Genomic DNA, 25,935 nt, shown 5'->3' with positions numbered 1-25,935 from the left:
TTAATAAAGAATAAAATAAATGGGGGAACTAATATTATTAGTTCCCCCATTTATTTTACTTAGTTTCTCATATTGATAAACTGTAGCGGTTGGCCGAAATCTCCCCCTCGGCATAAAGCCATCACTTTCTGTAAATCATCAATATTCTTGCTTTGTACGCGAACCTGTTCGTCCATAATAGAAGCCTGAACTTTGATTTTGCTATCTTTAATCTTCGCTACAATTTTTTTAGCAGTTTCTTTATCGATTCCTTCTTTAACTTTTATTTCCTTCCTGATCATATTTCCTGCCGCATTATGCTCTTTGCCAAAATCAAGGCTTGAAGCATCAAGGTTTTGTTTAAACATCCGTGCAGTAATCGTGTCGATAATAGCTTTTAACCGCATATCATCTTCGGTCACGATGGTAATCACATTTGTTTTCTTATCATGATCAATCGTGCTGTTTGAACTATGAAAATCATATCGATTTAGAATCTCTTTTTTTGCGTTATTAATGGCGTTGTCCAGAGTTTGGGCATCAACCTTACTTACAATGTCAAATGAGGGCATTTTATTAGCTTTTAATTTTAATTATTTGAGTTCCATTTTATAAGCCATTAAGCTATTAGCATTAAACGTTGGAACCACCAATAGGTTTTCTTCAGGAATAAAAGTTATATCAGCAGCATTTATACTTTGACCTTTTGTATCCAAAATCTTTTGAACCTTTGAATCGTTACCTACGAAATGAACAAGTCCAGTCCAGCTTGATACTAAGTAATTATCATTGTCTAGTGCAACGATTCCATCCGCACTTTCTAATCCTTCTCCTAATACTTTAATTTCTTTACTTTCCAAGTTAACAGACAATAGTTTTTTGGCGTTAAAAGAAGCAATAATTAGGTCGTTACCTTTAATTAAAACACCATTAGGCCTGTCAAGTTCTGCACTTTCAAAAGCTATAGAAACTTCACCATTTTGAGTTACTTTGAATATTTTATTACCCTCAATATCTGCTGAATAAATATCTCCATTCGGACCTACAGAAATACCATTAAGCCTGGTTGCACCATCAACTTGTATTTTATCAACAATCTCTCCAGTCTCTATATTGATCTTAACTATATTGGTATTATCATTAACATATAGATGGCCATCATAAATGTCATTTCCCAATGGTGCTCCCAGACCTTTTACCCATTGAGCATTCTTTACACTGCCATCCGTATTAACAATGGAGATATAGCCATCGTTATCAATATCATTTGCCCTATTTAAATTGGAAACATATAGAACCTTGGTTGCAGGGTCATAAGTCACACATTCTGGAGTAGCTAATTGAGTAGTATCAGTAGACCATACCTGGCTAAGACTTACTTGAATAGAGTCATTAACGTTTTGTGTGGAGTCAGTGTTATTGGCAGTTCCCCCACATGCATATAAAAAAAGGAAGGGAGCTATGAATTTAAGTTTCGATAGATTTTTCATAATTGATAAAAAATTGGATTTAATAAGAGATAGGTTTAATAAAGCTATTTTCATTGAAGATAGTAAATTTTTCTAATAACAAAACTGAAACTCAATAGTTATGTTATTAATATATATAGAATAACAGGTCATGAAAAAGTTCATTTTACCAATAATTGCGCTGTTCATTTTTAGTGGATGTAGCAGCACTCGGTTAGTTTCTTCATGGAAGGCTCCTGATGAAACTGTTAAACAGTATAATAAGGTTCTGGTATTAGGGCTAATGGACCCTAAGAATTTAGAGCTGAGGGAAAATCTTGAAAAAGGTTTGGTACAAGGTTTTTTAACAAATGGTATGGCGAGTGGATCGGCATATATTGAATATGGTCCTAAAGCCTTTGAAAAGCTTACTGAAAAAGAAGCCGTTGCTAAGATTACGGATAATGGTTATGATGCAGTTTTAGTTGTAGCATTATTAGATCGATCAAAAGACAAAGACTACGTGCCTGGGTCTGTCAGTTATAGGCCTTATACTTATTATAATTATTTCTGGGGTTTCTATCAAACAGTCTATGCAAGAATATATAATCCGGGCTATTATACAGAATCAACAAATTATACATTAGAGGCTAATTTCTATGATTTAAGTACTAAAGCATTGAAATATTCGGCACAAACAAAGTCATTTAACCCGAGTTCAGCAAGATCTTTAGGTACAGAATTAAGCCAGGTCATCATGACTGATATGATAAATAAAGGCGTTATTTTGAAGCGAAACTAGTGTAATACATTCCTTATCAGTTTACCTGCAATTCTTTCTATTAAAGATTTCGGTAAGAGCCAGGATAAAAAGCTTGTCAATTTGTTTTTTAATCCAGAAACTACTTCAGCCTTACCAGTCAAAAGTGCGTGAACTGCAATTTTAGCAACGTTTTCTGGTTGCATATGTACTTTCTTTGTTAATTCTAAACCTCTTTTGCTTAGGCTGGCGCGTTCCATAAAGGCAGTATTTGTAGGCCCTGGCAATATACAGGTTACAGAAACGGAACTATTAATAAGCTCTACTTTAAGACCTCTACTAAAAGAAAGAACGAACGATTTTGTTGCAGCATATACACTCAGTCCGGGTATTGCTTGATAAGCAGCAGTACTTGCAATGTTTAAAATAAACGATTTCTCCTGCTTTTTCAATTGAGGTAAAAAGGCATATGTAATCGCGGTTAATGTAATCATATTTAATTGCATCATATTTTTTAAATCATCTAAGCGCTGGCTTTCGAAATTTCCACTTAACCCATATCCTGCATTGTTTACTAGAATTTCGATTTCAATATTAAGGGATTGTACCCAACGGAATATATCATTTTCGATGCCCTTTACTGAAAGATCAGCTTTGAAATATTGAGTTTTTACAGAATATGTTGTTTCTATCTTATTGCATAGTTTTATTAGATCATCTTCTGTTCGGGCGACTAATAATACATTGTAACCTCTTGATGCTAACTCTATAGCAATAGCCTTTCCTATTCCTTTACCTCCTCCGGTTATTAATACATATGCCATATTTTTGAATCTATGTAAATATTCTATAAGTTCTGTAAATAAATTGATATTTTGCATATCTTATCAATTGCAATAATGAAGAAACCATTTGTGCTTTCTGGTGGCGGGGCGAGAGGCTTTGCTCATTTAGGAGTAATAAAGGCTCTGCACGAACAGAAAGTTTATCCTTCTGAAATATCAGGCACCAGTGCCGGAGCAATCGCTGGGGCATTTTTAGCCAATGGTTATACGGTTGATGAAGTTATCGAGATCCTTGCCGGAAAGTTAAGCCGCCGAATGTTTACCTGGAATTCATTGAGGATGGGTCTTATTTCTTTTAATAAAGTCAGCGAATATATCAAGAAAAATTTGCGGCATCATAAGTTCGAAGAGTTGAATATGCCTCTTTATATAACAGCTACTTCGTTTATTGATGGAACTCAAAAAATCTTTAATAAGGGCGACATCATGGAAGCATTGGCAGCCTCTTGTGCAATTCCGGCAATCTTTCCAGCGGTTGAAATTGATAATATTCCATATGTTGATGGTGGATTATTTAACAATTTACCAGTTGAGCCATTTCTTAATAGGAAGAAAGACGTTGTTTGTGTGCATGTAAACCCGATCCGTGATTTAAGTGAAAAAAGAGGCCTATGGGAAATAATAGATCGTTCTTTCCATTTAAGCTTTGTAGAAAAAGTCCGACGATCTGCTCACGGATGTTTTATGTACATAGAACCAAAAGAGCTTATTGATTATAACCTGTTTGAATTGAGTAAAGCCAATGAGATTATTGATATTGGCTATAATTATGGAGTAAAATATTTACTTGAACATCCTAATTTAATCAAAGAAGCATCTTTTCTAGAGAAACTAAAAACGAATCTGAGCCAACTCGTAAAACAATAAAATGTTTCCTTATAAAATCGGGCGCAGTACCTTCCATACGTTCTCAGCTAAAATCTGTTGTCCTTCAACTGTTGGATGAATGCCATCGCCTTGGTTTAGTTCAACTTCTCCCGCAACATTTTCTAGCAAGAATGGAACGAATGCCATATTATTCTCTTTAGCGAGGTTTATGAAAACGGCTTTAAAATCTTCGGAATAACGTTGCCCCATACTTGGCGGTACTAACATGCCGGTTAGCACCATTTTGCAATCGGGCCAGGCTGCTTTTACCTTGTCAATAATTGCTTGTAAACTCTTGTAAGTTTCATTTGCAGGTAAACCTCTTAAGCCGTCATTTGCTCCAAGTTCCAACACGAAAACATCTATTTTTTGCTTTAACAACCAGTCAATTCTTTCCTTTCCACCAGAAGAGGTCTCACCACTTAGCCCTGCATTAATTGTTTTATAAGGTAAGCCTAGAGAGTCGATCTTTAATTGTATAAGTCCGGGGAATGCATCATTAGGATCATCAAGACCATAGCCGGCTGTTAAGCTATTTCCAAAGAAAAGAATCGTTTTCATTTGTGTTGTTTCTACTGTATCAGGAATAGCAGAATTGTCTTCCTGCTGAGTCGATTGTTGATTATTGGCGTTTGAACAAGCCAATATAAAAGAGCAAATTAGTAAAGAAAACAGTATTCTAAAATTCATATCGTAACGTCAAAATTACTTGTTATGGATCATATTTAATTGACAAAGTACTTAATTTATCCGTATATTTTTGCCATTATTAAAAAAATAACCTGGTCGAATACAATTATATTAAAATAAAATATTTTGGGATCTATTCTGAGTGTAAAAAATCTAGCTAAAATTTATAAAAGTGGAAGTAATACTTTAACCGTATTACAACATATTGATTTCGATATTGAAGAGAAATCTACAGTAGCAATTGTAGGCCCCTCCGGAAGCGGAAAAACTACCCTCTTGGGTTTATGTGCCGGACTTGATCGTGCCAGTAGTGGCGATGTAATTTTGAATAACATTAATCTAAACAATCTTAATGAAGACGAACGTGCATGGATACGAAATCAGCATGTCGGATTTATTTTCCAGAATTTCCAACTTTTATCGACACTCACAGCCCTTGAAAATGTGATGGTGCCACTTGAATTGAGAGGAGCCAGTAATATCAAGGAAAAAGCAATGGAGCTATTAGAGAAGGTTGGACTTCAAGACCGGGCTTCTCACTATCCATCCCAGCTATCGGGTGGTGAACAACAACGTATTTCTTTGGCAAGAGCATTCTCCAATTCTCCTAAAATCTTGTTTGCAGATGAACCCACTGGTAATCTGGATACAGAAACAGGTGAGCGGGTAGAAAAGTTACTGTTTGATCTGAATCGTGAAGCTGGAACTACCCTCGTTTTAGTAACTCATGATCTTGAGCTGGCTGCAAGAACGCAACGTGTTATTCGATTAAAGGGTGGTAAATTATTGGATAATGCAGAATAACGATAAGGTATCCTACACCACCAAAACGAATTTTTGGTGGATATTAAAAATGGCTTTAAGAGATAGTAGGAAAAATAAATCCAGGCTCTTATTGTTCATCTCTTCTATCGTCCTTGGAATCGCTTCCATGGTTGCTATCTCATCTTTTAGTGATAATTTAAAAAAGGATATTGATCAGCAGGCTGCAGAATTAATAGGTGCAGATTTGGTGGTTGATAGTCGTAAGGAATTGTCAGAGAGCGCTCAACATTTAATAGACTCCATAAAAAGTATTAGTATCGCTTCTGCCGAAGAAAAGAGCTTTGCTTCTATGGCTTTATTTGAGAAAAGCGGAGGGAGCAGGCTGGTAGATATTCGTGCTTTAGGAGGTAATTTCCCATTCTATGGAAAGTTAGAAACTATTCCTGAATCTGCTGAAAGCTCTTTTAGATCTGGTAAAAACGCATTGGTAGATAAAACCTTAATGCTGCAATTTAATGCCGAAGTAGGTGATCAGGTAGTGATCGGTACTCAGAAATTTACAATTGCAGGCACGCTTACAAATGCTCCCGGACAAAGTGGTATTTCCAGTTCTGTAGCTCCTGCTATTTTTATTCCATTAGAATATCTAGAGTCGACTGGATTATTACAAAAAGGAAGCAGAGTAAGTTATAATTTCTATTATCAATTTCCCAAGACAACTGATGTCGATAATATAGTAGAAAAATTAGATGCACCTTTTGAATTAGAAGGCCTGGACGGAGAAACCATTCAGATGCGTAAAGAAAGTACGGGTAGATCTTTTGATGACCTCACAGGATTTTTGTCGCTTGTAGGCTTTGTCGCCTTACTATTAGGCTGTATTGGTGTTTCCAGTGCCATTCAGATTTATATCCGTGAAAAATTAAATAGCATAGCAGTTCTAAGATGTTTGGGAGTGAGTTCCAGACAAGCTTTTCTTATTTTCTTGATCCAAGTTGCCGGAATCGGTTTGATAGGGTCGGTGCTAGGGGCAGCGTTGGGAGTTTTAATACAACAATTATTGCCAGTTGTTCTGCAAGACTTATTGCCGGTAGCAGTAAGTAACGATCTGTCGGTAATAGCAATTCTTAAAGGAATAGCTCTTGGTGTGTTTATTTCAATTCTCTTTGCCTTATTGCCGCTTATTGGTATTCATAGAATATCTCCTTTAAATACTTTAAGATTATCTTATGAAGAGAATGATGGCCCTAAGAATAAATATAAGACATTAGTTTATGGATTGATCGTGCTTTTTATTCTGCTTTTTGCGAGAATGCAATTAGATAGTTGGTTTCAAACACTGGCGTTTACAGCAGGTGTTCTATTGGGGTTTTTAATTCTATACGGAGTTTCGCTTCTATTGGTAAAAATGGTGAAGAGGTACTTTCCACATTCATGGAGCTACCTCTGGCGTCAAGGTTTATCTAATTTATACCGTCCAAATAATCAAACTGTTATTATGGTAATGGCTATTGGCTTAGGTACGGCATTTATAGCAACCTTGTTTTTTGTAAAGGCATTATTAATCTCGCAACTCTCGTTCTCTGCTAGTAGTAATCAGCCTAATATGGTTTTGTTTGATATTCAATCAAGCCAAAAACAAAAAGTACTTGATTTAGTGAATAAGGAGAATCTACCGGTTATTCAAGAAGTTCCTATTGTTACTATTCAGCTTGAAACGATTAATGGATATAATGAGGCTACTGTTAGAAAAGATAGCACTTTGGGTCTATCGGTTCGTTCCTTTGGTCGTGAATTACGAGTTACCTATCGTGATAGCATAATCTCTTCAGAGAAAATAACCGACGGTGTATGGATTGGTGAAGTAGGAAAAGGCGATACGGCAAGAGTGTCCTTAGAAAAGGAATATGCACAAAGGGCAGGTCTTAAAATAGGAGATCGTCTGGTATACAATGTTCAGGGATTGATGGTTCCTACTATTGTAGGGAGCTTTCGTGAAGTGGATTGGAATAGAGTTCAAACAAACTTTAGGGTAGTCTTTCCTAAAGGAGTTATTGATGATGCTCCTCAGTTTCATGTTATCATGACAAAGACTCCGAATAGTGAAATCTCAGCTGCCTTTCAGTTGGCTGTAGTTCAACGATTCCCTACGGTTTCTATTATTGATCTGAATCTTATATTAACCATATTAGATGAAATATTGAGTAAGATTGGCTTTGTAATCCAATTTATGGCAGCTTTAAGTATCTTAACAGGTATAATCGTATTAATAGCGTCAGTTATGATTAGTAAATATCAGCGAGTTCGAGAAAGTGTTTTATTAAGAACCATGGGAGCTAGCAGAAAGCAGATATTGACTATCGCCGCAATGGAGTATTTGTTTTTAGGAACTCTTGCTGCTTCAACAGGTATCGTAATAGCCTTACTTTCAAGTTGGGCGTTAGCTATTTTTAGTTTTGAACTACCTTTCGTTCCAGATATCTTGCTTATTATAGGTCTTTTTGTTGGCGTTTCAGCGCTGACTGTAATAATAGGTATATTTAATAGTACGGCATTGTTAAACAGAACGCCATTGGAGGTACTTAGAAAAGAGGATTAAAGCAGAAATATATAAGTTAATAAGTCTTTAAAAAAGACTTATACCATTTGCCTGAGTCCTTTATAATTCTTTTTTGGTTTTTATAATTTATATGCACTAATCCGAAGCGTGGGAGAAATCCTTCCGCCCATTCAAAATTGTCAGTAAAGCTCCAAACAAAGTAGCCTTGTACATTGATGCCTTCTTGTTTGGCTCTTAATACTTCAGCTATATATTTCTGGAGATATTCTTTGCGTTGAATGTCATGAACCTCCCCGTTAATGACCTCATCATTAAAGGCAGCTCCATTTTCTGTCACAATTAGTTTTTTAACACCATCATATAAAGAAAACTTCTTAAGCATTTGGTAAATTGATTCAGGATATACTTCCCAATTCATGGCTGTTTTTTCAACCTTTCTTTCATCCGCTTTAATAATCTTGGCTTTTAAGAATGGTGTAAAATAAGAATGTGAGACAATTTCCTGAGTATAATTTTGAATACCGATAAAATCCATATCAAACTTAAGCTTATTCTCATCATCTGCTTTCATATAGTTTTCGATCCTTCTCAATGCTTTGAGATCTTGAGAAGGATAACCCAGGCCCAATAGAGGTTCAATGAAGGTTCTGTTTAAAAGTGTATCAACCCTTTTAGCAGCTAATATATCTCTTTCTTTATTGCTTGAAGGTTGAATGTAAGAACAAGAAAAAGTAGTTCCTACAGAAAGATCATTGCGTAATGATTTAATAATTCGGCCTCCTTCAGCTTGGCAAAGTGCAGCATGATGAGTTGCTGCCAGAAAATTTGAAAGACCTTTCTTACCAGGTGCATGCACACCTAGAAAATAGCCGGCACCGGTAAATACCATAGGTTCATTCAGTACCATCCAGTTCTTTACACGATCTCCAAAAGTACTTATGCAAAAACTCACATATTGGCCAAACCAAAATACAATATCGCGGTTAGTCCAGCCTCCAAGGTTTTCTAATGCCGAAGGTAAATCCCAGTGATAAAGAGTGATCCAGGGTTGTATGTTTAGTTCTAAACATTGATCGATCAATCGGTTGTAGAAATCAACACCCATTTGATTAGGGCGGCCAATCCCATCAGGGAAAATCCTGCTCCAGGAAATAGAAAATCTAAAGTTAGGGATATTCATGGCACGCATTAAAGCAAGATCTCCTTCAAAGCGATTATAAAAATCACAGCTTATATTCCCTTTATCTTCATTTAGAATCTTTCCTTTTTTATTTACAAATTGATCCCAGATCGATTCTCCCTTGCCATATAAGTTATGAGCACCCTCAATTTGATAGGCGGCAGTAGATACGCCCCAAATAAAATCTTCGCCAAAATCCGATCGATCCATATACTATTACTTGATTGTAGATTTTCTTAAGAATTGATTTTTCTGCCATGTTTAAATATGATGGCATCAACAATCTGTTCTGTAATGTTCGGGTAATTTACATCAATTATAGTTGTGGACTTTAACCATGCTTCTATTCTTGAAACCTGCTTTTGCTTTAAATTCTTAATAACCGGAATCCCCATGTGTTTTAACGCTTCTGCATTGCACTGTTGTTCAAATTGCTTCTTCATCGGAATAACCATTAGTTTCTTTTTAAGGAACAAAGCTTCTGCCGGAGTTTCAAATCCCGCTCCACATAGAACGCCTGCCGAGTCAGCCATACTCATAATGAACCTTTCATTATTAATGCAGGAAATTGAGATATTGTTTTTAATATAGGACTCTTTTGTGTGTTTTGAAAATACTTCCCATTTGGTTTCAGGAAATTTTGAAAGTATTTTAATGATTTTATCGTCGCTAAAAGCTGGTAAATATACTGTATAGTGGTTTTTATTCTGCGGATTAAGTTCGCGAATCTCATTTCTTATAACAGGAGTGTAAATGGAATCTTCGTATTGTTGAAAGTGAAAACCATACTGGGCTGTAGAAGGAGCATAGTTTTTTAATGTGGTTTTCCCAATTATATTGAACTCTTTAGGGCGTGGCGATTTTTTATTGAGTATAACAGCTTGATGGCTTAATGAAATACATTCTTTCCCCTTTAAATAGCAAGCCCATGCAGAAACCGGCTCAAAATCGTTGATAATAAGATCATATTTTTCAATAGGTAACTGTTTTATCTCTAGAATAAGCTTTTTGATATCGCCTTTCTTAAATGTTTCGAAAATATCTACTCCTCCCTTTTTGCCAAAAATAAAGCTTAGGCCATAGAATTTATATTTTATTGGGTAGGGTAGTTCAATGTCGGCCTGTATGCCGCTAATCAGAATATCCAGGTCGCCTTTCTTCTGTAAGATTGGTATTATATCTCGTGCTCTGCTTAAATGACCGTTGCCTGTCCCTTGAATCGCATATAGAATTTTTAATCTTTCGCTCATCTAATTTTATTGTACTTCCAAGGAGAAGAAAAGCTGGATAAGGTAAATAATAAGACACAAGAAGTCAGATTTGCTATATAATTACTTAAAGATCTTTTTAAGACAGCAGTTTGTTTAAAACGTATTCGATAGTTATTCATAAGACACCCTTTTTGCTAGTATAAAGGTACTTGCTCAATATTAATTTACAGATAATTTAGTATGGTCATTGCGTTAACCGAGCCACCTTTGCTCTATTAATGGTACTGGTTGACATTTGTATACTAAATACTGGTAATAATGTGTAAAATATTAAGTATTTGACATAATAATATACCAATATTGGGGTATTATTATAAATATTTATCGAAAATTGTATTTTATTTATACAAAATAATTGTTTTTGTAATTTTATTTATATTTTTGACATATATATATGGCTCATTTGTTAATATTATTGAATAATTGGTATAATATTATTCATTTTATATAGTAAATAATAAAAATTGTGAGTCTTTACAGTAAAAAATAGTTTAAAACGGCTTAAAAAATCAAAACAATGAAAACAATTTCAATTAGACAGGCGGCACCATTTCTATTATTGGTGATTATTGCTGGAGCATCGCTCTTTATTAGTCCCGAAACCATGTTTGATGGAAATGGTCAATATAATAGCTCAGATATAGCCTGGGTATTAATTTCTGCAGCATTGGTATTTTTAATGACTCCCGGACTTGCATTCTTTTATGGTGGTATGGTAAATAGCAAAAACGTTATATCAACTATGATTAAAAGTATTGTATCAGCCGGAGTTGTTAGTGTTCTATGGATTGTGGTTGTATTCAGTCTTTGTTTTGGAGAATCAATAGGAGGAATAATTGGAAACCCTGGCACCTATTTCTTTTTTCAGCATGTAGTATCCGGACAGCCTTGGGCAGGTGCACCAACTATCCCATTCGCTGAATTTGCAGTATTTCATCTTATGTTTGCAATAATAACCCCGGGAATAGTAGTTGGAGCGGTAGCAGAGAGAATAAAATTTACTTCCTATACCTTATTTATTGTTCTTTTTAGCTTGTTTGTTTATGCACCATTAGCTCATTGGAGCTGGCACCCTGATGGTTTTCTTGCCAAATTAGGCGTGTTAGATTTTGCAGGAGGAACAGTTGTACATATTTCAGCTGGTTGTGCTGCTCTTGCCGGAGTATTGGTATTAAAAAGAAGGCGTTCTCACCTCTTTCATATTAAAACCAGGCCAGCAAACATTACTTATGTTTTGATTGGAACAGGATTGCTTTGGTTTGGTTGGTTCGGTTTTAACGCAGGTTCGGCACTGGCCGCTAGCGGATTAGCTGTCTCTGCTTTTGCAACTACCAACACGGCTGCCGGCGCTGCAGGATTAGCATGGATGTTTTTTGATGCATTACGCGGCAAAAAACCTTCTGTATTAGGGTTTTGTATTGGTGCAGTAGTTGGTTTGGTAGCTATCACACCAGGGGCGGGTTTTGTTGCCATTCCTCAAAGTATATTTATTGGTGTAGTTGCTGCAGTTATTTCAAACTTGGCCGTTGAGTGGAAATCAAAATCATCGCTGGATGATACGTTGGATGTAATTCCTTGTCATGGAATTGGAGGTGTTGTTGGAATGATCTTAACCGGTATATTTGCAAATTCTGCTGTAAATGGAGTTGGTGCAGATGGTTTGTTTTATGGTGGCTCAGCTTTCTTCCTGGCACAGCTAATAGGAGTGGTTGTAGTAGTTGCTTATAGTTTTACTGTATCCTATGGTATTTTCAAATTGGTTGATTATATCGATCCTCTTCGTGTATCTGAAGAAGAAGAAGAGCAAGGATTAGATATAACACAACACGATGAAGAGCTCTACAGCTATTCAGAAATAGATAGAATAGTGATCGAGCAAAAGGTTAAGTTGAAGCTGGATAAAGAAAAAATCGCTTAGTTTCTTTTAATGTCTTTCAATTGTTAAAAATTAAAAAGATAGCCAGCTATCTGTAATCCACTCTATTAAATTATTAAGTTTGTATAAAGGAAATAGGAATGGAACGCATTTGGATATATCAATCGAACCTTGAACTAACAGCTCAGGAGATTGAACAAAGCATCGAAAAATTATCAGGATTTACTGAACAATGGAAAGCACATGGAAAGCAACTTGCAGCTCGTGCAGAAGTTCGTTACAATCGCTTTATCATTCTTTTCTTAGATGAAGAGGTGGCTGCTGCAACAGGTTGTTCAATCGATAAATCGGTAAGGCTTCTAAAAGAACTTCAAAGTGAATTGAATATTGAATTGTTTGATAGAATGTTGATAGCTTATCGTCATGGTGATGCAATCAAGGTTGCTTCAAGATCTGTGTTCGAAAATCTGATTGAAAAAGGAGAAGTAAATGAGAATACCATCGTTTTCGATAATACGGTTAGTAACAGTGAAGAATTAGCTAGCCGTTGGGAAGTGCCAATGAAGGAAAGCTGGCATGCAAAGGTTTTTCAACTACCTGCATAATCTACTCTGGAATCTTACTGTATGGCATATAGCGCAAGATCGTATTGGTCTTGCGATTAATAAAGTTCGTTGGTCTATTAGGTGACCAAACACGCGGATTAGGCAAGATTGCGGCTAGTAAGGCTGCCTGTCGTTTCGTTAAACTAGTGGCAGGTTTATCATAATAAAATTGAGTAGCAGCCTCCGCACCATATACACCAGGTCCCATTTCAATAATATTTAAATACACTTCTAATATTCTTTCTTTACCCCAAAGTGCTTCTATTAAAATGGTAAACCAAGCTTCAAAGCCCTTTCTTAACCAAGAGCGATGTGGCCAAAGGAAGACATTTTTTGCGGTTTGCTGGCTAATGGTACTGCCACCTCGTATAGATTCACCTAATTGGTTTCTCTTAAAAGCTTGATTAATAGCTTCTGTGTCGAAACCATTATGCTGCATAAATCGGGCATCTTCACTTGCCACGGCGGCCAGCTTTAGATTAGTAGAGATATCTTCGTAATTAATCCATTTACGTTTTATGACCTTTTTAGGGACCTCGCTGTTTTCAAAATTACGTTGTATCATTAACCAGGTTATTGGCGGATTGATAAAACGATATATTAAAACCCAGGCAATACTAAATGCAATAAAATAGATCACCAAGCGAATGAAAAGATGCAAGATCTTTTTCTTTTTACTCGCTGGCTTCTTCTTTTTAGATGTGCGTTTAATGGCCATAAAAGATTATTTCAAAAAAAAGGCTACCCAATTGGATAGCCTTTTTTAGTTTTTTACTGATTAATTATTCAGCAATTACTTCAAAAGGAACCTGAACTTTAACCTCTTTATGTAGGTTAAGGTTAGCTATAAATTCACCAACGAATTTAGGCTCTTCTTCAAAAGTAATACGACGACGATCAACCTCGAAGCCTTGTTTTTTAAGTGCATCTGCAATTTGGATGGTGTTAACCGAACCGAAAATTTTACCACTCTCGCCAGCTTTAGCGCCAATGCTTAATTTTACAGATTCAAGTTTAGTAGCCAATGCTTCTGCATCTTGCTTAATTTTATCTTGTTTAAACTGAGCTTGTTTAATGTTCTCAGCCAAAACTTTCTTGGCAGAAGATGTTGCTAATTCAGCAAAACCTTGAGGTATAAGGTAATTACGACCATATCCTGGTTTTACTGAAACAATATCATCTTTCTCACCGAGCTTTTTAATATCTTGTTTTAAAATAATTTCCATGTTTCTTTACCTCCGTTTATTTTAATGAATCTGCAACATAAGGTAATAGACCAATGTGACGTGCGCGTTTAACAGCTTGAGCCACTTTACGTTGAAATTTCAAAGAAGTTCCAGTTAAACGTCTAGGTAAAAGTTTACCTTGTTCGTTAATAAACTTCAATAAAAAGTTAGCGTCTTTGTAATCGATGTATTTAATACCATTCTTTTTGAAACGGCAATACTTTTTACGGTTATCGTCCACCTTAGGAGCTGTAACGTATTGAATTTTTTGTTCTTTCGCCATTATTTTGCCTCCTCAGTTTTAGGTTTCTTGTTAAATGCACCACTACGTTTTTTCTCGTTGTAGGCAATTGCATGCTTGTCTAAAGCAATAGTAAGGAAACGCATAATACGCTCATCACGCTTATACTGAAGTTCCAGTTTGCTTATAATTTCACCTGGAGCCTTAAATTCAATTAGGTGATAGAATCCGGTTGATTTCTTCTCAATCGGATACGCTAATTTTTTCAAACCCCAATTATCGTTGTGGATAATTTCGGCTCCGTTTTCAGTTAAAAAGTTGCTAAATTTTGCAATGGTTTCTTTAGCTACTTCATCTGATAACAACGGGGTAAGAATGATCACGGTTTCGTACTGTTGCATTGTTCAGTTTAAATTAATAAATTTTTAATCCACTCTAAGTGGGATGCAAAAGTACAATGAAATTTTCTAAATTACAACAAGCTAGTAATTATTCTGTTGCGAGCTGCGATTTACGGAAAGTTATTTCAATACGATCGTTCAATTCGTTCGCTTGAGGATTAGGAGATCCGTCAGTAAGTTGGTAAGAAACCATCGGAAATCTATCGCCAGCTCCTTGAGAGCTTAAAGAAACATCTTTCTTAAGGCCTTTATTATTCATCCATTTAACTACTGCTATGGCGCGCTCTGCAGAAAGTTTAGTATTTGCAGCTACATCACCTTCTCTACCGCTATTTCCGGTAATTAAAACTTTGCCAATTCCACGCTCATTAATGGTTTTATAGGCTTCTTCTAAGGTAGCTTGTTCCCCTGGTTTAATTGTAGCAGTACCTTCCTCAAAGATATCACTATTGGGTAACTGTAGTTTTAATTGAGTATTGGTTTCTGAGAAGGTCAATTTACTGTTTTCGAAATTAGGTTCTTGAACTTCAGCATTTAAGTCTCGAGATGGCGGATTGTTATTCGTATTCGCAATACTGTCATTCATTGAAGCGTCTGACTCATCAGTTTGTTGATTATTACATGCAACTACACTTAATAAGGTAAGAGCAAGAAGAGAAGTTTTTAAGATTTTCATTTTAAGTTTATTTTAATATTCGTTGTGCGAATCCAGTTATTTTACGTCTTTAACTAAACGCTAAAATACAGATTTTGTTTAATTTGCCATTCTCTTTCTTTTTTTCAAGTCCGGTCTTTCAACTTTACACTAATATGCTGTATCTTCGTGGCAATGGATAGCTTTATTGTTTCAGCAAGAAAATACCGCCCGGCAACATTCGAAACCATTGTTGGACAACTACATATAACCGGTACACTAAAAAATGCGATTAAGAACAATCAGCTTGCACAAGCTTTTTTATTTTGTGGGCCGAGAGGAGTAGGGAAGACTACTTGCGCACGTATTTTAGCAAAAACGATCAATTGTCAGAATCTGACAAACGAAGTTGAAGCCTGTGGTGTATGCGATAGCTGCATGGCTTTCCAGAATGGAAATTCCTTTAATGTTCATGAACTTGATGCGGCCTCTAATAATTCAGTTGAAGACATCCGAAGCCTGATAGAGCAGGTTCGTATCCCACCACAAGCTGGAAAATATAAAGTATATATCATAGATGAGGTGCACATGCTTTCAGCCCAGGCTTTCAATGCATTCTTGAAAACACTGGAAGAACCACCATCATATGCCAAATTTATTTTAGCAACAACCGAGAAGCATAAAATATTGCCGACTATTCTATCGCGCTGTCAGATCTTTGATTTCAACAGAATACGAGTAGAAGATATAGCCAATCACCTGCAATATATTGCAGAAAAGGAAGAAGTAGGTTTTGATCAGGACGGTCTTCACCTCATCGCGCAAAAATCAGACGGAGGCTTAAGAGATGCCTTATCTATGTTTGATCAATTGGTAAGCTTCTCTAATAAGAATTTAAGTTACCAGGCAGTAATTGATAACTTAAATGTACTCGATTACGATTATTATTTTAAAATTACACAGGCGATACAAGAAGAAGACAGCTCCAAATGCCTTGTGTTGTTTGATGAAATATTATCTAATGGTTTTGATGGAAGCCACTTTATCTCAGGTTTAGCTAGTCACTTTAGAAACCTATTGGTTGCTAAAGATATTCAAACTATTAAGTTGCTTGAAGTTAGTAAATCTATAAAAGAGCGTTATTTAAGTCAAGCAGAAAAAACTAGCCAGGGATTGTTATTATCGGGTTTGAACATTGCCAATCAATGCGAAATCCAATATAAAACAAGTAGAAATCAGCGTTTGCAGGTAGAGATAGCTCTGCTCAAGATGTGCCATATTGCAGCTGCAATTCAGCTCACTAAAATGCCGCTGCCAACTGTTGAGCAATCTCAGGAGATTAAAAAAAAAACTAACAACACCAAACATTCAGTAAGTTCAGAAACTCCAGTAATTCAAGAAATTTCTAAAGAGCATGAACCCGTTTCAACAGAAGAGACGAAAGCTAGCATGCCAGCAATGGATGGAAGCATTGCAATAGATTCCAATCTGGCAGAGCCTGCTGAAAAAATAACTAAACCAAAATTAGTAATTCCAAAGTTTGGCGATATCGCTATCAATGCCCATATCCCGAATCTGGATTCTGTTTTTGAAGAAAAGAAGGTCGACGCAGAAAAAGACCCCGAATATATTCAAGGCGATGCTGAAGAACCTTTTCAGGAAAGCGACTTCCTAATCTATTGGAAAAGCTTTGCAGAGCAGGCGAAGATTGAGAATAAGATCAATCTGTATACGCTGATGACAGCTAATGAGCCTACACTTCGGGAAAACTATCAGGTAGCCATTATTATTGAAAATCAATTACAACAGCAGCTTCTTATTGAATCTAAGATTGATCTGCTAAATTATTTAAGGCAAAAGCTTAAAAACTTTAAGATTGATTTAATCCCTGTGCTTCAAAAGACAAATGTTATAAGAAAGCCTGTTACCGATACAGAGAAATATCAGGCCATGCTTTCTAAAAATCCATTGCTAGATCAATTTAGAAAAGAATTCAATTTGGGTTTCGAATAAACCTATTAGAGTTACTTTTGTTATATTAATATTAACCGCTGATTTATATACTTATTATGAAAAGGAGAAATTTTCTAACAACCTCGGGTTTAGCTCTTGGTTTATTAACTTTAAGCAAACAAAATTCTTTTGCATCCTTATTACAAGAACCAACTTATAAATTTAAAGCCTTAAGGAACAATGTAGGTGCTTTTACTGAGCGAGGTGGTACTATTGGATGGTTAAATTCTGCCGACGGTTTCGTTGTTGTTGATGCTCAATTTCCCGACACTGCACCTCATGTAATTAGTGAATTAAAGAAATTAGGAACAAAATCCTTTACTCATTTAATAAATACCCACCATCACGGCGATCATACAGCTGGAAACATTGCTTTTAAAGGTATTGCGGGGAATGTAGTGGCTCATAATAATTCATTGATCAATCAGAAAGCTGCAGCTGCAGCTCAAGGTAGTGAAGCTCAGCAGCTGTTTCCAGATACTGTTTTTACAGATAGTTGGGAACTAAAAACAAGCGATGAACTTATTAAAGCCCATTATTTCGGCGCAGGGCATACCAATGGTGATGCCATGATTCATTTTCAGAACGCAAACATTGTGCATACAGGAGATTCGGTTTTTAACCGTCGTTATCCCTTTATTGACCGTAATGCCGGTGCAAATATTAAAAGCTGGATAACTGGTCTACAAAAAGCAATGGATCAGTTTGATAATGATACCCTGTTTATCTTCGGACATAGTTTAGATCCTGAAAAATATACAGGAAACAAAGCTGATATTAAAGCCTTCCAAAATTACTTAGAATCTCTACTTGCTCTTGTTGGCAGTAAGATTAAAGCCAATCAAAGTTTAGAAGAAATCCTCAAGATTGAATCAATCCCCGGCGCTCCAGAATGGCAGGGTGATGGAATTCAACGTAGTTTGCAAGCCGCTTATGAAGAGCTAACAAGCTAACGCTCTATCTTCACCCTTCTGTTTAATAGATTTTATGCAATTACTTTAAATGAGCGACAGTCTGTTATTTAATCAAATGTTTATTTATGAATAAACTTCCAAATTTTGATATAAAACCAAATGGAGAAATATCAAGAGAGTTTTTATCTCGAAATATGTTCACTTTCTATCAAGCCATTGAATTTATTAGAAACTTGAGCTATGGAAGAAATTTAAATAAAGAGGATTTAATAACAGTTTTTACAGATAACAAAGGAACATGTAGTACAAAACATGCTGTTTTGAAACAGTTAGCTCATGAAAATCATTTTAATGACATCAAATTAATGCTTGGAGTTTTTAAGATGAACGCTAAGAACACACCAAAAGTCGCCCAAACTTTAACTGAAAACAACTTAAAATATATTCCTGAAGCCCATAATTACTTAAAGTACAAATCTGAATTTTTTGATTTTACAAAGCCAAATGTCTCGTCATCTGATTTTCTAAATGATTTGTTTTTTGAAACCGAGATTCAGCCAAATGAAATCACCAGGGATAAAGTTCAGATACATAGAAGCTTTTTAGTGAATTGGCTTAATGAAAACAGCGACATAGGATATTCTCTCGATGAGATTTGGAGAATCAGGGAGCAGTGTATTCAAAACTTATCAGAATAAAATAACGATAAAGCAATAAATAGAAATGATAAATAACGAAGTAAAGAAATATATTGACAAAAGCATATTGTGTTGGCTGGCTACTTGTAATATGCAGAATGAACCTAATGTTTCACCAAAAGAACTTTTCACATATCAGGATGATACAACATTGTTAATAGCAAATCTTGCTTCACCAAATAGTATCAATAACATTAAAGAGAATCCAAACGTTTGTGTAAGCTTCGTAGACGTATTTGTTCAAAAAGGGTTTAAAATAAAAGGGAAAGCGAAACTTATTGACAAAGACGACGAGAGCTTCCAAGCAAAGGTGAAGCCTTTAACAGACTTATTTACGGATAAATTTCCAATAAAATCAGTAATAGAAATTAAAGTTACACAAGTAGATGTGATTCAAGCACCAAGTTATTTCTTGTATCCTGATACGACAGAAGAATCACAAATTGAGAATGCAATGATTGCATACAAAGTAAAATCAATTTGAGTGTGATAATTTAACTGGCTACTTCATTTTACCCAAACAAAAGTTAAACTCATATTAAACAAGGACCAAACAGGGATAAAGCAAGGGCAATATGACTGTTTTGCCCCTGTTTGGTCCTTGTTTGACCCCTGTTTGATCCTTGTTTGAGTAAATCGAGATAAAAACGTGTTTTAGCCTGAAATAGTTAAATAGATTATACAATTTTTAGATATAGAAGAGCCATATAGCTTTTTGTAAAAAGATATCTGGCTTTTCTGTGTTTATCGTAATATGGATCTATTTATACCAAAGCTTTCTTTACGGTATCAGTAAAAGGAGTGGTTGGATGTCCAATTAATTTGGAAAGCACTTTACTATCGTTAAACAAATCACCTTTTGAAACACCAACATCCCAGCTGGCAATAGATTGGGCAAGACCTTCAGGTAAGCCTACCGATTTTAAGATTCCGGCGTATTCTTCTTCAGCGAGATTATTGTAAGGAATGTCTTTTCCTGTTTGGCGAGATATTTCGGTAGCCAAGTCTTTTAGAGTATAAGCATTATCGCCTGCCAATTCGTATGTTTTTCCTTGTTGTCCTTCGCTTGTCAACACTACAGCTGCAGCTTCAGCATAATCTTCTCTTGCTGCTGAAGATATCTTTCCTTCTCCGGCACTACCTATAAATGCGCCTGCGCCTAAAGCTCCAGGTATTGAACCTGTGTAGTTTTCTGTGTACCAGCCATTTCGTAAAATGGTGTAAGGAATTCCGGAAGATTTCAATAGTTCTTCTGTTGCCAGATGTTCAGGAGCTAAGCTCAATGAAGAGGTGTCGGCATATAATAAGCTGGTGTAAACGATCCACTTAATATTAGCTTTTTGAGCAGCTCTGATTATATTTTCATGCTGAGTTTTACGTTGACCAACTTCATTTCCTGAAATTAATAGTAGATAATCAATTCCTTGTAAAGCATTAGCTAATGCTTCAGGTTTTGTGTAGTCGAATGCGCGTGCTTCAATTCCCAGATCAGCGGCTTTTTCGGGTGAGCGCACCAATGCTATTAAATTATCTGCGTTTGTTTTCTGTTTTAATTTTTCTACTACTAAACGACCTAGTTGTCCTGTAGCTCCTGTGATACCTGTTTTCATTTGAATAAATTGTTTTTAAGGTGATGATATTTGTAACAAACTTTGTTACATTAAGTGTGAAAAAAAATGTTAAAATTGCTCCATAAAACTTTTTAGTGTTTTTCTTTGAAGTGAAGCGAATACCAAGTCATCAGTTTCAGTAAATAAGGTTTCCAGATTCTTATTAATATCCTTCCCAATAGGGCATTGAGGATTTGGGTTTAGATTTTTCTTTCCCAATACATCCGAGTTTTTTACCACTTTATATAGCTCTGCTAAAGTGATCTCATCACTTGAAATATTTAATATAAAGCCACCATCTTTACCTTTTCTGCTGGTTACCCATCCTTGTTCTTGTAATACACCCAGTTCCTTTCTAACGATAACCGGGTTGGTATTGATACTACCTGCAATCCAATCAGAATTCATCCATTCACCTGGGTTCTTAGCCAAGAGTGTTAAGATATGTATGATTGTTGCAAATCTTGTGTTGTTCATATTGATGACAAAGGTAGTTATATTTTTAATTGTAACAAATATTATTACAATTAAAATCAATGCTTAATGTGTTATTTTATTATGCAGTATTTATAAAGTATTTAGCTTGTAAATTGTCTATTGTACAAATAAAACGCCCATAAATTAAATATTTATGGGGCGTTTTATGACAGATATTAATTCAATTAATATCCAGGAGTTGGTGTTAAGTTTGGATTTGCATCTAAAGCAGTTGTTGGAATTGGAAAAACAAGATATTTTTCTGCAGTAGCTCCTTTCCATCCTGGTATTGGATCTAAGAATGTGCCAAAGCGAATCATGTCTTGCCGGGTTTGTACTTCCCAAGCAAATTCAAACCTTCTTTCTTGATAGATATCTTCCAAGGTTACAGATGCTTTTAACTTGGCTGGATCATCAAATGCTCTTTTTCTTATTTCATTAACCAAGCGGGTTGCTTCAACATTGTTTACACCCATTCGTACCAGGGCTTCTGCTTTCATTAAATAGATATCTGCAAGTCTAAAGATAGCAAAATCGTTTTCTGAATTACCATTCAAGCCTTTTTCAAATTCCCATTTAGAAGCGCGAGCACCATCTTCTTGTTCAACCTGTCCCCAGCCATCTGCATCCATGTTGTATTTCATATCAATGTCTACGGTATGGATTAAGGGTCTATTATGAGCAGTAATCAGTGTTTCTCCAGTTGCGGGATCAACCATTGGCCCAATTAGGAACGACCATTCTTTACGCTTATCATCCTCATCGAAGGCTTTTACGTAAGCCGGCATTGCACTAAGTCCGTTATTAGCACCGATATTAAGTCCCAAAGCAATAGGATCTAAATAATGCAATGTACGTTGTGGAAGTCCATTTCCACCATCAGCCGTGCTGTAAACAATTGGAAAGATTATTTCCTGGGAAGTTTGATTCTGTACTGAAAAATTATCTTTCCAGTTGGGCTCTAAGATGTAAGGAAGTGCCATTACTTCATCACAGGCATCAACAGTTTCTTGCCATTTTGGACCTCCTTCCGGGTTCCAAACCATGGCGTTTAAATACATTTTTCCCAACAGAGCATACACAAAACCTCTGGTTACCTTGCCATAGCTTGCAGATGTTACATCATCTCGAACTACATCTTTGATATCATTTAGTTCACTTAGAACAAAATCATATACTTCTTTTCTGCTTTTATTAGTTGGCAGTTCAGTATCGGCAAAATCTGTTACGATTGGTACGCTACCAAAATTATCAAGCAATAGATAATACCAATAAGCTCGTATACCACGTATTTCAGCTAGTATTTGCTCTTTGTTCTCAATGTTTTCATTCTCATTGATTAAGGAGTAAATTTTATTGCAGTTTGTTATACTTGTAAATGCGCTATTGTATGCATTTCGCGGAATGGCAGTATTGGGTGTCCAGGTATGTAAGCGGAGCTCTTTATATTGGCCGCCGTCCCACCAGTCGCCACCTTTTCTTGTAGGTGTTATTGCCATATCTGAAGAGCATTCACTTAACAGAAAGAAATTGCTCGGAAATACTCCTTTCAGTGTTCTGTAGATTGGAGCAATTAATGCATTTATTTCCTTTTCTGTTCCGCCGAATTCATTAACTGGTAACTTATCATACACTTCTTCATCCAGTTTTGTACAGCCATTAAAGACTATAGATGATAGAATGATTGCGGTTATTAAATATATATTCGATCTTTTCATGATTGATAGATTTATAGTTAGAAACTCAAGTTTACACCTACAGAGAATGTTCGCGTTTTTGGATAATATTCTCTTCCTTCTACACCGGGATCTAAGCCGCTCATGTTAACTTCAGGATCTAAGCCGGTATAGTTTGTAATGGTAAATAAATTTTGTCCGGTAACGTAAACCCTGAATTTTCGTATTCCCCATACGTCTCCTGTATTAAAATTATAAGCAAGAGTTGCGTTATCTAACCTCAAGAATGAACCTTTTTCAATATAATAACTTGAGTACTTAGGGTTATCTGTCAAGCCGTTTGTTAATGCATCTTCTAAAACATTTGCTCCAGGCAACCATTGAGTCGTTGCATAAGACATGCGTGAAAAATTCAGGAGATCATTGCCATAAACTCCTCGTAGGAAAAAACTAAAATCAAAATTCTTATAAGAAAGATTGCTTGAAAAACCATAGGTTAATTTTGGTTGTGCAGATCCTATATAGGTACGATCTTCATCAGTTAGCCCTTCTTTTCCATCAACCATATCATCTAATATATATTTACCGTCACTATCAAGTGCAATGAATCGCCATCCATAAAATGTTCCAACCTCTTTTCCTTCTTCCACTATGTGGGTTGTATTATCAGAGCCTCCACGTATCCAGGCAGAACCGGTTTTGATTGAGTTTGTTGTAAACTGGTCATTTGATAGGCTAGTGATTTCATTTTTATTGTGTGCTAAATTTAATGAGGCATTCCACACAAATTCATCCTTCCTGATAATATCTCCATTGATCACAAATTCAATTCCTTTATTTGTCATTGATCCCACATTAGCAAGCATATCAGCATATAAATATGGTGGAACAGAAACTTTGTAAGTATAAAGCAGGTCATTGGTGGTTTTATTGTAATATTCAATTGTACCATTTAACCGATTGTTTAAAATACTATAATCTATACCTACATTAAACATGGAAGTTCCTTCCCATTTTAGGTTAGGGTTGGCGTTTTGGCTTATTTGGTATGCATTATACCATTTCCCGTCATCGTAGTATTGACCGGATTGACCATATAACTGAAGCGATTTATAGGGGTCAAAACCTGCTTGGTTACCAGACACGCCGTAACCTGCACGCAATTTTAAATCGCTCAAGAAATTCATGTCTCTAAAGGCCCCCTCTTCTTTTAAAATCCAAGCTGCTGACACGGCAGGAAAAGTACCCCATTTATGATTCGCTCCAAATTTTGATGAACCATCTCTACGAATGGAGGCTGTTAGGATATATCTGTCTTGAAACATATAATTCACCCTGCCAAAAAAGGAGATCAGCTTGTTCATATTAGCTTCAGACCAAACATCACTTGGACGAAGGTTTTCACCGGCGCCTAAATTATTGTAATTAAAAAAATCTGTTACGAATTGTCTGTTCTGTGCACCGTTTTTTTGGTAATGATTGTCCTCATAGGAGTAACCAGCCAAAAAGTTGAAGTTATGCTCATTAATTATCTTTTTATAATTTAAAGTTGCTTCCAATAACTTTTTATCGGCTGTCCATGCTTCTCGTTTGGCGAAACCCTGATCGTTTCGTCCGCGTTCAGTGTGAGAGTCATTGTATTCTCCATAGTCGTTAGATTCGCGCTGTTTTAGTAAATTGATTCCAGCTAAGAGATCTTCTGTAATATTGAAATCAGCTTTAATATTACCGTAATACAAATTATTCTTATTATTTCGCTTATTATATGTAATATTTCTTAGTGGATTTCCCTGATCATATTCTTGCGAATCGAACCAGGTTCCGTCATCATTTTTAACAGGGACAACAGGAACCATATTATAAGCCAGAACAAAGTTTCGTGTATCAGTTGGTGAGAAATTCCTTTCTGTAATGGCTCCAGTAAACGTTAAATTTAACCGATCGTCTAAAGCACGTTGACTGAACATTAAACGGGCATTATATCTCTCCATAGAATTGTCTCGAACAACACCTTGTTGATCCAGGGCAGAAAGGGATCCTCTATATGAACTGTTTTCACCACCGCCTGACATTGATAAACTGTGGCTTTGGCTTATTCCTGTTCTCATAATTTCGTTGAACCAACTTGTATTTGCTCCCTTATCAATTCCTTCGGTATTAATATTGTTTGTCGAAGTATAATCGCGCCATTGATCGGCAGTTAGTACTTTAGGCATATTCGCAACCTCATCCATTGCTACATAGCCTTCATATTCAATGGTTGGTCTGGCTGCCATTCCTTTTTTTGTGGTTATCAAAATTACACCGCTTGCTGCACGAGAGCCATAAATTGCTGCAGCGGAAGCATCTTTTAGTATACTGATGGATTCAATATCTTGTGGGGCTACTGAATTCATACTTAACCCTGGCACCCCATCAATAACTACAAATGGCTGACTGCTACCTGTTAAAGAAGAAGTACCTCGTAAACGGATGGTCTGCTCGTTGGTAATATCGCCGCTACCTTTTGTAATTGTTAAGCCGGCAACCTTTCCTTGTAAAAGATCTGTCGCAGTCCGGTTAACACCTTGGTTAAAATCTTCTTCAGAAACATTTGTAATTGATCCAGAGATTTCACGACGTGATTGTGTGCCATATCCTACTACAACTACTTCTTCTAGAGATTGGGTATCTTCAGTAAGTGTAATGTTTAAGGTAGATTGTCCATTTACAGAAACCTCGAGCGTTGAGAATCCCAGATAACTAAAAACCAGTATACTGTTCTCATTAGCGACCTCTAATGCGAATTGGCCGTTATTGTCTGTGCTTGTTGCATTATTGATGCCTTTTTCAGTAACGCTTACACCTATTAGCGGCTCACCGTTTATATCAATAACTTTACCTTTAATTGGGAATGCTGCACCTGAGGCATGCAGAGGAATGTTTAAAAATAAGAGTAGCAGAACGCTGGCCCCTATTTGTATAATCATTCGAAAATTTAGATTGTTGCTAAATGAAATCATATTAAATTGATTTAGTGATTAAATTTTCAATTAAATTCTTAACGATTGAAAGGAACACAAGAAAGCATACTGCAAGGGAGGATCCCTGATGCAACCAAATATTTTAAAAACCAAAGCCAATAAGATTATTCTCATACGCTGCTCTGTAATAAATATGTTACATGACAGCAATCTACAAATAAATTGAAACAGATACA

Annotated in this window: 25 protein-coding genes; 10 read left to right on the top strand and 15 right to left on the bottom strand. The window is 36.0% G+C overall.

The genetic code is table 11. The features are described 5' to 3' along the window. Positions 1 to 59 precede the first annotated feature (59 nt). Positions 60 to 551, bottom strand: coding sequence for a YajQ family cyclic di-GMP-binding protein (locus C8N28_RS04985; RefSeq protein ID WP_132222100.1), 492 nt, complete (start codon positions 549 to 551; stop codon positions 60 to 62). A 21-nt stretch (positions 552 to 572) separates the two neighbouring features. Then, positions 573 to 1,469: an NHL repeat-containing protein gene (locus tag C8N28_RS04980; protein WP_132222098.1), complete on the bottom strand. Its 897-nt coding sequence runs from the start codon at positions 1,467 to 1,469 to the stop codon at positions 573 to 575. A 130-nt stretch (positions 1,470 to 1,599) separates the two neighbouring features. Between C8N28_RS04980 and C8N28_RS04975 the strand changes: the two genes are divergently transcribed. Beyond that, entirely contained in the window at positions 1,600 to 2,229 is a 630-nt protein-coding gene (locus tag C8N28_RS04975; RefSeq protein ID WP_132222096.1) for a hypothetical protein, read from the top strand. On the opposite strand, the gene C8N28_RS04970 is transcribed toward C8N28_RS04975, so the two are convergent. After that, positions 2,226 to 3,011: an SDR family NAD(P)-dependent oxidoreductase gene (locus C8N28_RS04970; protein WP_132222094.1), complete on the bottom strand. Its 786-nt coding sequence runs from the start codon at positions 3,009 to 3,011 to the stop codon at positions 2,226 to 2,228. The genes C8N28_RS04975 and C8N28_RS04970 overlap by 4 nt on opposite strands. 75 nt (positions 3,012 to 3,086) lie before the next feature. Between C8N28_RS04970 and C8N28_RS04965 the strand changes: the two genes are divergently transcribed. Further along, complete coding sequence (locus C8N28_RS04965; protein ID WP_132222092.1) at positions 3,087 to 3,899, top strand: patatin-like phospholipase family protein; 813 nt, start codon at positions 3,087 to 3,089, stop codon at positions 3,897 to 3,899. A 9-nt stretch (positions 3,900 to 3,908) separates the two neighbouring features. Here the strand turns inward: C8N28_RS04965 and C8N28_RS04960 are convergent, their stop codons facing one another. Then, the gene (locus C8N28_RS04960; protein ID WP_132222090.1) at positions 3,909 to 4,589 is read right to left on the bottom strand and encodes an arylesterase; all 681 of its coding nucleotides are present in this window, start codon (positions 4,587 to 4,589) and stop codon (positions 3,909 to 3,911) included. A gap of 126 nt (positions 4,590 to 4,715) precedes the next feature. Between C8N28_RS04960 and C8N28_RS04955 the strand changes: the two genes are divergently transcribed. Both C8N28_RS04955 and C8N28_RS04950 read left to right on the top strand, forming a co-directional pair. Further along, positions 4,716 to 5,393: an ABC transporter ATP-binding protein gene (locus tag C8N28_RS04955; RefSeq protein ID WP_132222088.1), complete on the top strand. Its 678-nt coding sequence runs from the start codon at positions 4,716 to 4,718 to the stop codon at positions 5,391 to 5,393. Next, complete coding sequence (locus tag C8N28_RS04950) at positions 5,383 to 7,953, top strand: ABC transporter permease (RefSeq protein WP_221410191.1); 2,571 nt, start codon at positions 5,383 to 5,385, stop codon at positions 7,951 to 7,953. The genes C8N28_RS04955 and C8N28_RS04950 overlap by 11 nt, the downstream gene beginning before the upstream one ends. 16 nt (positions 7,954 to 7,969) lie before the next feature. Here the strand turns inward: C8N28_RS04950 and C8N28_RS04945 are convergent, their stop codons facing one another. Next, a complete protein-coding gene (locus C8N28_RS04945; RefSeq protein WP_132222086.1) occupies positions 7,970 to 9,304 on the bottom strand; it encodes a GH1 family beta-glucosidase in 1,335 nt (444 codons plus the stop codon). Positions 9,305 to 9,330: 26 nt separating this feature from the next. Continuing rightward, positions 9,331 to 10,344 (bottom strand): glycosyltransferase family protein, encoded by a 1,014-nt coding sequence (locus tag C8N28_RS04940; protein WP_132222084.1) that lies wholly within the window; start codon positions 10,342 to 10,344, stop codon positions 9,331 to 9,333. Positions 10,345 to 10,882: 538 nt separating this feature from the next. On the opposite strand from C8N28_RS04940, the gene C8N28_RS04935 reads away from it, so the two are divergent. Then, the gene (locus C8N28_RS04935; protein WP_132222082.1) at positions 10,883 to 12,283 is read left to right on the top strand and encodes an ammonium transporter; all 1,401 of its coding nucleotides are present in this window, start codon (positions 10,883 to 10,885) and stop codon (positions 12,281 to 12,283) included. A gap of 98 nt (positions 12,284 to 12,381) precedes the next feature. Further along, on the top strand, positions 12,382 to 12,846 hold the full coding sequence (locus C8N28_RS04930; RefSeq protein WP_132222080.1) for an ABC transporter ATPase: 465 nt from the start codon (positions 12,382 to 12,384) through the stop codon (positions 12,844 to 12,846). A 1-nt stretch (position 12,847) separates the two neighbouring features. On the opposite strand, the gene mtgA is transcribed toward C8N28_RS04930, so the two are convergent. The 5 genes from mtgA to C8N28_RS04905 all read right to left on the bottom strand — a co-directional run bounded on the left by mtgA (position 12,848) and on the right by C8N28_RS04905 (position 15,390). After that, positions 12,848 to 13,564 carry a monofunctional biosynthetic peptidoglycan transglycosylase gene (gene mtgA / locus C8N28_RS04925; RefSeq protein WP_132222078.1) on the bottom strand — a complete coding sequence of 239 codons (717 nt, stop codon included), beginning with the start codon at positions 13,562 to 13,564 and terminating at the stop codon, positions 12,848 to 12,850. A 64-nt stretch (positions 13,565 to 13,628) separates the two neighbouring features. Beyond that, positions 13,629 to 14,072: a 50S ribosomal protein L9 gene (rplI, locus tag C8N28_RS04920; protein WP_132222076.1), complete on the bottom strand. Its 444-nt coding sequence runs from the start codon at positions 14,070 to 14,072 to the stop codon at positions 13,629 to 13,631. A 16-nt stretch (positions 14,073 to 14,088) separates the two neighbouring features. Beyond that, the gene (gene rpsR / locus C8N28_RS04915; RefSeq protein WP_132222074.1) at positions 14,089 to 14,355 is read right to left on the bottom strand and encodes a 30S ribosomal protein S18; all 267 of its coding nucleotides are present in this window, start codon (positions 14,353 to 14,355) and stop codon (positions 14,089 to 14,091) included. Beyond that, a complete protein-coding gene (rpsF, locus tag C8N28_RS04910; RefSeq protein WP_132222072.1) occupies positions 14,355 to 14,714 on the bottom strand; it encodes a 30S ribosomal protein S6 in 360 nt (119 codons plus the stop codon). The genes rpsR and rpsF overlap by 1 nt, the downstream gene beginning before the upstream one ends. 88 nt (positions 14,715 to 14,802) lie before the next feature. Then, positions 14,803 to 15,390 carry an OmpA family protein gene (locus C8N28_RS04905; RefSeq protein WP_132222071.1) on the bottom strand — a complete coding sequence of 196 codons (588 nt, stop codon included), beginning with the start codon at positions 15,388 to 15,390 and terminating at the stop codon, positions 14,803 to 14,805. A 153-nt stretch (positions 15,391 to 15,543) separates the two neighbouring features. On the opposite strand from C8N28_RS04905, the gene C8N28_RS04900 reads away from it, so the two are divergent. The 4 genes from C8N28_RS04900 (at position 15,544) to C8N28_RS04885 (ending at position 19,457) form a co-directional block, all read left to right on the top strand. Further along, positions 15,544 to 17,361: a DNA polymerase III subunit gamma/tau gene (locus tag C8N28_RS04900; protein ID WP_132222070.1), complete on the top strand. Its 1,818-nt coding sequence runs from the start codon at positions 15,544 to 15,546 to the stop codon at positions 17,359 to 17,361. Positions 17,362 to 17,417: 56 nt separating this feature from the next. Next, positions 17,418 to 18,314, top strand: a complete 897-nt coding sequence (locus tag C8N28_RS04895; RefSeq protein WP_132222069.1) for an MBL fold metallo-hydrolase — start codon at positions 17,418 to 17,420, stop codon at positions 18,312 to 18,314. A gap of 86 nt (positions 18,315 to 18,400) precedes the next feature. Next, a complete protein-coding gene (locus tag C8N28_RS04890; protein ID WP_132222067.1) occupies positions 18,401 to 18,973 on the top strand; it encodes a hypothetical protein in 573 nt (190 codons plus the stop codon). A gap of 25 nt (positions 18,974 to 18,998) precedes the next feature. Continuing rightward, positions 18,999 to 19,457 carry a pyridoxamine 5'-phosphate oxidase family protein gene (locus C8N28_RS04885; RefSeq protein WP_132222065.1) on the top strand — a complete coding sequence of 153 codons (459 nt, stop codon included), beginning with the start codon at positions 18,999 to 19,001 and terminating at the stop codon, positions 19,455 to 19,457. Between the two features lie 280 nt (positions 19,458 to 19,737). Here the strand turns inward: C8N28_RS04885 and C8N28_RS04880 are convergent, their stop codons facing one another. The 4 genes from C8N28_RS04880 to C8N28_RS04865 form a co-directional block, all read right to left on the bottom strand. Then, positions 19,738 to 20,583 (bottom strand): SDR family oxidoreductase, encoded by an 846-nt coding sequence (locus C8N28_RS04880; RefSeq protein ID WP_132222063.1) that lies wholly within the window; start codon positions 20,581 to 20,583, stop codon positions 19,738 to 19,740. 69 nt (positions 20,584 to 20,652) lie between these two features. Further along, positions 20,653 to 21,060, bottom strand: a complete 408-nt coding sequence (locus C8N28_RS04875; RefSeq protein ID WP_132222061.1) for an Rrf2 family transcriptional regulator — start codon at positions 21,058 to 21,060, stop codon at positions 20,653 to 20,655. A 185-nt stretch (positions 21,061 to 21,245) separates the two neighbouring features. After that, on the bottom strand, positions 21,246 to 22,778 hold the full coding sequence (locus C8N28_RS04870; protein ID WP_132222059.1) for a RagB/SusD family nutrient uptake outer membrane protein: 1,533 nt from the start codon (positions 22,776 to 22,778) through the stop codon (positions 21,246 to 21,248). A gap of 17 nt (positions 22,779 to 22,795) precedes the next feature. Then, positions 22,796 to 25,705 carry a SusC/RagA family TonB-linked outer membrane protein gene (locus tag C8N28_RS04865; protein ID WP_132222057.1) on the bottom strand — a complete coding sequence of 970 codons (2,910 nt, stop codon included), beginning with the start codon at positions 25,703 to 25,705 and terminating at the stop codon, positions 22,796 to 22,798. Between the last annotated feature and the right edge of the window lie 230 nt (positions 25,706 to 25,935).

This window comes from Albibacterium bauzanense, from assembly GCF_004339765.1.
Taxonomy (GTDB): domain Bacteria; phylum Bacteroidota; class Bacteroidia; order Sphingobacteriales; family Sphingobacteriaceae; genus Albibacterium; species Albibacterium bauzanense.
Note: the sequence above shows the minus strand (reverse complement) of the source record. Positions and strands in the feature narration are given on the sequence as shown.

Excerpts from the sequence above, each read along its gene's own strand:
- C8N28_RS04985 (WP_132222100.1), bottom strand. The coding sequence starts at position 551 with ATGCCCTCATTTGACATTGTAAGTAAGGTTGATGCCCAAACTCTGGAC.
- C8N28_RS04980 (WP_132222098.1), bottom strand. The coding sequence starts at position 1,469 with ATGAAAAATCTATCGAAACTTAAATTCATAGCTCCCTTCCTTTTTTTA.
- C8N28_RS04975 (WP_132222096.1), top strand. The coding sequence starts at position 1,600 with ATGAAAAAGTTCATTTTACCAATAATTGCGCTGTTCATTTTTAGTGGA.
- C8N28_RS04970 (WP_132222094.1), bottom strand. The coding sequence starts at position 3,011 with ATGGCATATGTATTAATAACCGGAGGAGGTAAAGGAATAGGAAAGGCT.
- C8N28_RS04965 (WP_132222092.1), top strand. The coding sequence starts at position 3,087 with ATGAAGAAACCATTTGTGCTTTCTGGTGGCGGGGCGAGAGGCTTTGCT.
- C8N28_RS04960 (WP_132222090.1), bottom strand. The coding sequence starts at position 4,589 with ATGAATTTTAGAATACTGTTTTCTTTACTAATTTGCTCTTTTATATTG.
- C8N28_RS04950 (WP_221410191.1), top strand. The coding sequence starts at position 5,383 with ATGCAGAATAACGATAAGGTATCCTACACCACCAAAACGAATTTTTGG.
- C8N28_RS04945 (WP_132222086.1), bottom strand. The coding sequence starts at position 9,304 with ATGGATCGATCGGATTTTGGCGAAGATTTTATTTGGGGCGTATCTACT.
- C8N28_RS04940 (WP_132222084.1), bottom strand. The coding sequence starts at position 10,344 with ATGAGCGAAAGATTAAAAATTCTATATGCGATTCAAGGGACAGGCAAC.
- C8N28_RS04935 (WP_132222082.1), top strand. The coding sequence starts at position 10,883 with ATGAAAACAATTTCAATTAGACAGGCGGCACCATTTCTATTATTGGTG.
- C8N28_RS04930 (WP_132222080.1), top strand. The coding sequence starts at position 12,382 with ATGGAACGCATTTGGATATATCAATCGAACCTTGAACTAACAGCTCAG.
- mtgA (WP_132222078.1), bottom strand. The coding sequence starts at position 13,564 with ATGGCCATTAAACGCACATCTAAAAAGAAGAAGCCAGCGAGTAAAAAG.
- rplI (WP_132222076.1), bottom strand. The coding sequence starts at position 14,072 with ATGGAAATTATTTTAAAACAAGATATTAAAAAGCTCGGTGAGAAAGAT.
- rpsR (WP_132222074.1), bottom strand. The coding sequence starts at position 14,355 with ATGGCGAAAGAACAAAAAATTCAATACGTTACAGCTCCTAAGGTGGAC.
- rpsF (WP_132222072.1), bottom strand. The coding sequence starts at position 14,714 with ATGCAACAGTACGAAACCGTGATCATTCTTACCCCGTTGTTATCAGAT.
- C8N28_RS04905 (WP_132222071.1), bottom strand. The coding sequence starts at position 15,390 with ATGAAAATCTTAAAAACTTCTCTTCTTGCTCTTACCTTATTAAGTGTA.
- C8N28_RS04900 (WP_132222070.1), top strand. The coding sequence starts at position 15,544 with ATGGATAGCTTTATTGTTTCAGCAAGAAAATACCGCCCGGCAACATTC.
- C8N28_RS04895 (WP_132222069.1), top strand. The coding sequence starts at position 17,418 with ATGAAAAGGAGAAATTTTCTAACAACCTCGGGTTTAGCTCTTGGTTTA.
- C8N28_RS04890 (WP_132222067.1), top strand. The coding sequence starts at position 18,401 with ATGAATAAACTTCCAAATTTTGATATAAAACCAAATGGAGAAATATCA.
- C8N28_RS04885 (WP_132222065.1), top strand. The coding sequence starts at position 18,999 with ATGATAAATAACGAAGTAAAGAAATATATTGACAAAAGCATATTGTGT.
- C8N28_RS04880 (WP_132222063.1), bottom strand. The coding sequence starts at position 20,583 with ATGAAAACAGGTATCACAGGAGCTACAGGACAACTAGGTCGTTTAGTA.
- C8N28_RS04875 (WP_132222061.1), bottom strand. The coding sequence starts at position 21,060 with ATGAACAACACAAGATTTGCAACAATCATACATATCTTAACACTCTTG.
- C8N28_RS04870 (WP_132222059.1), bottom strand. The coding sequence starts at position 22,778 with ATGAAAAGATCGAATATATATTTAATAACCGCAATCATTCTATCATCT.
- C8N28_RS04865 (WP_132222057.1), bottom strand. The coding sequence starts at position 25,705 with ATGATTATACAAATAGGGGCCAGCGTTCTGCTACTCTTATTTTTAAAC.